Raw genomic sequence first — 6,219 nt, forward strand, 5'->3', positions numbered from 1 at the left:
TTAATTTTAATATGTTAAGATTATACTTTTTTAAAGTTGAAATGCAAATATTGAATGTGAAAATGAGCTTTTTTCTAAGAAAAAAAGCGCATTTTTAACCTGCATTATACAGATCTTGCCTTCTTTTTCGGCTGTTCTTGAAATGCTTCCTGAACATTCACTTCCACAGCCTGAGCACTGTATTTTGGCAGTGCAATAAAATAAAAAATAAAAACGATCAGGATGATAACACCCATGCCGTAATAAAGATAATCAATGTTTGAAACGAACTTAGGGAATAACAGCGCAACTAAGCCGAGTGTCAAAGACTGTGCAAACATCATAAAAGGGTCCTGCATGCCGCTTACACGTCCCATCAGTTTGGGATGAACAATTTTTGGCATCCACCCTCCGATTGCAATGTTGATCGGTCCGATGCACATTCCCAGTGCAAAAGCTGCCGCGTAATACACCCATAAAATATTGGTGTAGCCGAGGACGAAGATCAGCAAACCTGCAATGAAAATCGGTATCGACATTAAAAAGTGCGGCTTCACTTTTTTAGAGATGATTGTGCCGATTACGCTGCCTGCCAGCAGCCCAAACCCGAGTGCGATCGTAAATACAGACGTATGCCACTCATAACGGTCAGGAGCCAATCCATATTTCATTGTAAACATCGGCAATACGGCGAATCCTCCGTTGACAAATCCAAAAATGAAGAAGCCGAAAATAAGAGATGCCAGCAATTTGTTTTTTAAAATATAGAGGATGCCTTCTCTAAAGTCATTTATTGAATCCTTAACAGAAGTCTTTCTCCAGCTGAATGCACCGTTTGGCTGTCGGGCTTCTTTTGGAATCCGGCAGCTGCGGATCAGCAGCCCGGAAATGATAAAGCTGACAAAATCAAGAATAATGGCGCCTTCAATACCGATTGTGTTGTACATAAACGCGCCTATACCGACTCCAAACACCATAAAAATGCTAAAAAGCATCTGATTAAGCCCTGCGGCTTTCGCATAATGCTCCTTCGGCAGAATGGCTTGTACCAAACTGTTTTCTGCCGGAAAGAAAAACTTTGTTACAGCGCTTCTGATAAATAAGATACAAAAAACAAGAGGAATATTGCCGGTAAATAAAGTGAAAAAAAGCACGACAGTCAGGCCTGCTCTGATCCAATCACAATTTTCTGCCACCTTTTTTCTGTCAAACCGGTCCGCGACGACTCCCACGATCAGAAATACAAATATGGTCGGAAGAGAATACATCAGCTCCGCCAAGGTCGTATATGAAGGCTGGCTGCTGAATCGATCCAGCAAAAAAAAAGCAAAGGCCATGTTGCCTACTGTCGTGCCCATTTGAGAAGCGAGTGCTGCGAAAAATAGACGAACAAAATTACGATTTTTAAATATATCCATAAAAACGCTCCTTACCCTAAAGGTCCCACTTTATCATATTATAAACCGCCTGTTTTTGAAACAAATAAGAAAACATTACCGGTTAATCGTGACTCTTGTTCCGTTTGGCACAATTGAAGCAAGTTCGATCACGTCTTTGTTATGCATGCGAATGCAGCCTTTAGAAACAGCCTTACCAATCGAAGCGGGATTATTCGTCCCATGTATTCCGTAGTGCTGCTTTGAAAGGCTCAGCCAATAAGCGCCAAATGGGCCGCCGGGATTGCGCTGACGGTTAATAATGTAAAACTCGCCAGTAGGCGTTTGCGTTAGTATTTTACCAACGGCGATGGGATAGGTTTTCATTACCCGATTATTTAGGAACAGCGTAAGGGTTTTCGCTCCGATTGAGACTGCGATATGATACGGAATTGTATAAGGGTCCGGCAGTCCGGGGATGACTATGGACTGTCCTGCGGTGAGCCCTGCCTGCAGTGACGGATTAGCCTGGAGTAATGCAGCCGTGCTGATTCTGAAATCAGCCGCGATGCTGTTCAGTGTATCACCTTGCTTCACCTGGTACGTAAGCAGTTTCTTCATCCTCCTTTTTTACTTATAAGTATTGATGAGGAGCCCATCCTGCTACATTAATTTGTGCTTTTTAAGGTGAAGACAGTGATTTCAGGCTTGGCCAGAAACCGCAAAGGCAGCCTGGTCATCCCGAGGCCTCGGTTTACGTAAATATGAGTGCTGCCCGTTTGAGACATTCCCTCTGTGTAGACTTTTCCATATGGAGGCGTAATAATCGGTCCGTAAAAAGGCAGCTGAATCTGGCCGCCGTGTGTATGGCCGGAAAGCTGAAGGTTCACGGGATAATCTGTTGTTTTCAAGGCCGCATCAGGTTCATGGACGAGAAGAATGGAAAAAAGTCTGTCGCTCAGCCTTGAAAGGGTGCCTTCATAATCTGGGTTTCCCAGCATTAAGTCATCAAGCGAAGCAATCTCGATTTTGCTGCCATCTGCGAGTGACAATGTTTGATAGCCATTGCGATATACCGTGAAACCTCCGGCCGTCATCAGGCTTTTGTAAACGGCAGTTCCATAGCCTCCGTGATCATGATTGCCGTAAATACAAAGCTTGCCGAAGGGAGCATTAAGCTTTCTCAATAATGGAATGACTGCCTGGTGGTGCTGATACGTATCAGGATTATCAATAATATCACCTGTAAAAACAATGAGATCAGGTTTAGATTCATTAATTGTAAGAATGACAGTTTTTAAATCTTCGAGAGTAAAGTAATCACTCAAGTGTGCATCGCTGAACTGCACGATTTTAAAACCGTCAAATCCGTGCGGGATGAGAGAGCTTTTTATTGTATGTTCGGTTGTCTCGATCATATGCGGCTCGAGATACCTGGCATAGCCATATCCCCCGCCGGCCGTTAAAGCCCCGGCAGCAAGAGCGCCGAACATTCCTTTTAGAAATTGTCTTCTGGACATCTTTTTCATTTCAAACCAACCTTTAATAGAGTTTTTCTATTATATCATCTGTATCTGATAAAAATCTCATATGAGCATGTGCTGACAGAGGCAGGGATATAATGATAGAATATTATTGAATGAATACTCATTCACAATTGGAGGGATAAACATGGAAAAAAAGGCGGTAATTATTACCGGCGGGTCAAGCGGCATGGGAAAAGCGATGGCAAAAAAACAGGCTGAATTAGGGTGGCACGTTATGGTGACAGGGAGGAACCATGAGGCACTTGAGGAAACAAAAAAAGAAATTCAGACCTTTGAGGGACAGGTCGCTTGTTTTCAAATGGATGTCCGTTCCGATTCCGCCGCTTCAGACATGATTAAAGAAGCGGTAAAAGCCTTTGGCCGGCTTGACGCGCTGATTAACAACGCGGCCGGAAACTTTATTTGTCCGGCAGAAAAGCTGACGCCCAATGGATGGAAAGCCGTTATTGAGATTGTTTTAAACGGCACATTTTTTTGCAGCCAAGCAGCGGCAAGGCATTGGATTGACCAGAAGCAGCAGGGTGTCATTTTAAATATGGCAGCCACGTACGCTTGGGGAGCGGGAGCGGGGGTCGTTCATTCCGCTGCAGCCAAAGCGGGGGTATTGTCATTGACAAGAACGCTGGCCGTTGAATGGGGGAGCAAATACGGAATTCGTACAAACGCGATAGCCCCCGGACCGATTGAACGAACAGGCGGTGCGGAGAAGCTATTTGAATCGGAAAAAGCGATGGCCCGCACGATGAACAGTGTGCCGCTCGGCCGATTGGGCACACCGGAGGAAATCGCCGCTTTGGCAGCGTTTTTGCTTTCTGATGAAGCATCCTATATAAACGGGGATTGTATTACAATGGACGGGGGGCAATGGCTGAATCCTTATCCGTTTTAAAGAATATTAATCTTTGGATTCAATGTGGTATAATCAGACAAAGATAGAGAAGCAGGTGATAACATGTTGGATCCACTTGATATTTTAACGAACATTGATGATGTCCTTCCATATTACCAGGCGATTTTTAGTGCCGAGGAGCAGAAGGTTGTCGGATATGAGGTGCTTGGACGAATTTTGGCAGATTCAGAAATCCAAAGTCTCGGGCCCTTCTTTTTAGATGCGGGGATACCCGAAGAATATAAATTAGAGGTTGATAACAGAATTATCCGCCAGGCTCTTGACCGCTTTTTAGAGGCGGATTCTGATCTGCTGATTTTTATGAATCAGGATGCCAATTTGCTGATGCTGGATCATGGTGAAAGCTTTCTGGAGCTTCTGAAAGAATATGAAGCGAAGGGAATCGAACTCCACCGTTTTGTTCTTGAAATTACAGAGCACAATTTTGAAGGGGATATTGAGCAGCTCTACCATATGCTTGCATACTATCGTACATACGGAATTAAAATCGCAGTTGACAACATCGGAAAAGAAAGCAGCAACTTGGACAGAATCGCGCTGCTCTCACCAGATCTGTTAAAAATCGATTTGCAGGCGCTGAAAGTGTCACAGCCGTCACCGTCATATGAGCATGTGCTGTACAGCATATCTTTATTAGCAAGAAAAATCGGTGCGGCGCTATTGTATGAAGACATTGAGGCGAACTTCCAGCTTCAGTACGCCTGGAGAAACGGAGGCCGCTATTTTCAGGGCTATTACTTAGTGTCTCCATCTGAAACGTTTCTAGAGAGAGATGTATTGAAACAAAGACTTAAAACTGAATTTCACCAATTTATCACACATGAGAAAAAGAAACTGGAGACCGTCTATGAGCACTCTGAACAGTTTTACAAACGAGTGCATCAGGCTGTGACCTCTTTGAGAAAAAACAATCTGTCTTCTGATGATGACTTTATTAAAAAGCTGGCGGAAGAGCTGACAGATTGCAGCTTCAGGATTTACATGTGTGATGAAGAAGGCGATCAGCTGACGGGAAATGTGTTTAAGCAAGACGGAGAATGGATTTATCAGCCGGAATATGCGGAAAAGAACTGGAGCTGGCGCCCTTATTTTCTGGAGAACATTATGAGAATGAGAAATCTCAGGAAAGGTTTTTTCAGTGATCTGTACAGTGATTTGGAAACAGGTGAAATGATCAGAACGTTTTCATATCCGATGGATGATCAGATGTATTTATTTATAGACTTGCCTTATTCTTATTTATATGAGCAGGACGGACTGATTTAACGGCTGAAAGGCCGTTTTTTTTATGAATTGAAAAAAATATCAAAAAACGATTGACATTGATACTGAGAATCATTATCATTTAATTATAGAGAGAAGCTACTCTCTGTTCCCCAACCCCTCTATCAGATCAAGATCCGAAAAAACTTGGCGCTACCCCCGCCAAGTTTTTTATTTGTCAAAGCATAGGACAATCCAATGAAACAATAAACCTAACTAGTGGTAAACGTTTAACACTGGGAGAAACATTCAGTGCCGAACACCCCTGACACTGCTGCACGGGTGAGGAGGAAAATTCGTTCTGAAATGTTTATTTCAGTTCCGTTGTTTGCCTCTATCCAGCATGACTCCCATTGATTATGGCCACGCGGGACTTCACCATAACATTCAAAAGAAGGTTTTGACAAAGTTGCAAAAAGGCATTCTTAATGCTGCCAAAGATTCGAAAAAAATTATAATTGTGTGCATGACATTCAAAAAAAGCCTCAAACTAAAGAAAAATCGTTTTTTTCACTTTTTTTCTTTGCTTAAATTCAGCAGTGAAAATGCCATCCTGTCCGACTTTATGGTATGATGCTCAATAGAACTTGTATTATAATAAATACTTGTTGATTTGAAGTTGCTTTTTGAAAGGAGTCTTTTTTTAGAATGTCACAATTAATGGGTATCATCACACGGCTGCAAAGTCTGCAAGAAACAGCGGAAGCGGCTAACGAGCCAATGCAGCGTTATTTCGAAGTGAATGGTGAGAAAATATGCAGTGTTAAATATTTCGAAAAAAATCAAACGTTTGAACTGACGGTTTTCCAAAAGGGTGAAAAACCTAACACGTATCCGTTTGATAATATCGACATGGTTTCCATCGAAATCTTTGAACTTCTTCAGTAAGATTCCTGAAATAGGGGGAACAAGCTTCCGCCTTTGCAAAAGTAATCGAAATAAACGGTAAGGAACATACTTGTTTCATGGTTGTAAATCCTTGAAAAGGAGTGTCGTGATGGCTGATTCTTTTCTGTTTTATAATCTTTCAGAAGCACAGATGACCTTTCAAGATGTGATGGAACGGCTTAAAGCCTTTGTTCAAAAGGACCCCCGTTCTTCTTATGTGTTATCGATCGGAACCGATTCACAGGTTTACCGCGAC

The 6,219-nt window shown here is 42.6% G+C and carries 7 protein-coding genes; 4 read left to right on the forward strand and 3 right to left on the reverse strand.

Features of this window, described 5'->3' with window-relative positions; all coding sequences use genetic code 11:
* Positions 1 to 104: 104 nt before the first annotated feature.
* The 3 genes from RAC86_RS33815 to RAC86_RS33825 form a co-directional block, all read right to left on the reverse strand.
* Entirely contained in the window at positions 105 to 1,397 is a 1,293-nt protein-coding gene (locus RAC86_RS33815) for an MFS transporter (protein ID WP_015252195.1), read from the reverse strand.
* A 75-nt stretch (positions 1,398 to 1,472) separates the two neighbouring features.
* Positions 1,473 to 1,967, reverse strand: a complete 495-nt coding sequence (locus RAC86_RS33820) for a L,D-transpeptidase family protein (RefSeq protein ID WP_072174092.1) — start codon at positions 1,965 to 1,967, stop codon at positions 1,473 to 1,475.
* 56 nt (positions 1,968 to 2,023) lie between these two features.
* A complete protein-coding gene (locus tag RAC86_RS33825; protein WP_326145259.1) occupies positions 2,024 to 2,884 on the reverse strand; it encodes a metallophosphoesterase in 861 nt (286 codons plus the stop codon).
* Positions 2,885 to 3,026: 142 nt separating this feature from the next.
* Between RAC86_RS33825 and fadH the strand changes: the two genes are divergently transcribed.
* The 4 genes from fadH to RAC86_RS33845 form a co-directional block, all read left to right on the forward strand.
* Positions 3,027 to 3,791 carry a 2,4-dienoyl-CoA reductase gene (gene fadH / locus RAC86_RS33830; protein WP_003232398.1) on the forward strand — a complete coding sequence of 255 codons (765 nt, stop codon included), beginning with the start codon at positions 3,027 to 3,029 and terminating at the stop codon, positions 3,789 to 3,791.
* A 63-nt stretch (positions 3,792 to 3,854) separates the two neighbouring features.
* Positions 3,855 to 5,078 carry an EAL domain-containing protein gene (locus RAC86_RS33835; RefSeq protein ID WP_003232391.1) on the forward strand — a complete coding sequence of 408 codons (1,224 nt, stop codon included), beginning with the start codon at positions 3,855 to 3,857 and terminating at the stop codon, positions 5,076 to 5,078.
* Positions 5,079 to 5,723: 645 nt separating this feature from the next.
* Positions 5,724 to 5,963: a YkuJ family protein gene (locus RAC86_RS33840; protein WP_003218671.1), complete on the forward strand. Its 240-nt coding sequence runs from the start codon at positions 5,724 to 5,726 to the stop codon at positions 5,961 to 5,963.
* A gap of 109 nt (positions 5,964 to 6,072) precedes the next feature.
* A partial coding sequence (locus RAC86_RS33845; protein WP_377886562.1) for a ribonuclease H-like YkuK family protein occupies positions 6,073 to 6,219 on the forward strand: 147 nt, incomplete at its 3' end.

This window comes from Bacillus sp. LR_5, assembly GCF_042709275.1.